1 protein-coding gene is annotated in these 1267 nt (G+C 44.8%); it reads right to left on the bottom strand.

Annotated features, from left to right (window positions below; genetic code table 11):
* Nucleotides 1-12 precede the first annotated feature (12 nt).
* Nucleotides 13-1202, bottom strand: a protein-coding gene (locus CXF65_RS00990; RefSeq protein ID WP_101210725.1) for an IS3 family transposase whose coding sequence is annotated in 2 segments (ribosomal slippage) — nt 13-944 and nt 944-1202 — 1191 coding nt in all. Because the reading frame shifts where the segments join, the coding sequence is not laid out codon by codon here.
* Between the last annotated feature and the right edge of the window lie 65 nt (nt 1203-1267).

Here is a 1267-nt window from a genome sequence, read left to right as displayed (position 1 = left end):
TGTAGTGGTCAACTAATTTAGGACACCTGATAAGAGGTTTTGATTAAAGTAACGTCTTTCTGTTTCAGCTGGTGTTAAATAATTGTTGAAAGTGTGCGGTCTCACGGTTTGATAGTAGCCCCAGATATAATCACTAATGGCACTTTTAGCCTCAGCGATATTCTCATAACCGCCCTTTGGCATCCACTCTGTTTTGAAGCTTCTAAAGAAGCGCTCAGTTGGGGCGTTATCCCAACAATTTCCACGACGGCTCATACTCTGTGTCATACCGTCGCAATCATCGATTGATTCAGCAAATTTCTTACTGGTGTAATGCGTGCCCTGATCTGAGTGAAATAACACACCACTTGGTTTGAGTCTCGTCTGATACGCCATTTTCAGAGCGTTACCTGTCAGAATACTATCGGGTGAGTCTGAGACACTAAAGCCCACCACACGACGGGCGTACAGGTCTAAAACAACGGCTAGGTAACACCAGCCGCCTTTAATGCGAATATAAGTGACATCGCCCGTCCAGACTTGGTTGGGCGCCGTTGGGCTAAATCTGCGTTTTAAAAGGTTGTCATGGGTTTTATGTTCCTGATCAGCGTGCTTGTATTTGTGGGTCTTGAGCTGGCAACTGACCAGTTTCATTTGCTTCATAATCTTGGCAGCTAAGTAACGCGTTAGCCTAATACTGTGCTCATTCCACAGGATGGCGACAATGGTGCGAGCCCCAGCTGATTGTTTGGAGTCATTGAATATTTGACGTATCAAGGCTTTGAGTTTGACACGTTCAATATCGATAGGCTTAGTCTGTGTGCCATAGTAGTAGCTGCTTTTAATGATGCCAAATAAGTCACATAGTCGGCGTTTACTGACGCTTTTGTCTTGCTCTGCAAGCTTGCTTATCAGCGATAGCCGTTCAGGCTGTCCAAGGCCAGCAGAGCAGAAGCCTTTTTTAATATGTCGCGCTCCATAGTGAGTCGCTTAACCTGCTTACGCAATTCTTGTAGCTCGCGTTGTTCATCCGTTAAAGCGTTGCCGACTTTAGGTGCTTGGCCATTCGTTTCTTGTCGATACTGACTCAGCCATTTCTGCAGGGTGGATTTGCCAATGCCAAGTGAGCTTGCTACATCAGGTATTTTACGCTTATGCTCAGTCACTAAGCTGATGGCTTCAAGCTTGAATTCTCGGGTATATTGATTGCGATTGTTGGTCATACTAGTTTCCTTCTTTGGGTTATTATAACCTCTTAGAAGCTGTCCAATTTTATTATGCCACTACA

Source organism: Psychrobacter sp. Sarcosine-3u-12, from assembly GCF_002836005.1.
GTDB classification, from domain to species: Bacteria; Pseudomonadota; Gammaproteobacteria; order Pseudomonadales; family Moraxellaceae; genus Psychrobacter; species Psychrobacter okhotskensis.
This window is presented reverse-complemented; position numbering and strand designations above follow the sequence as displayed.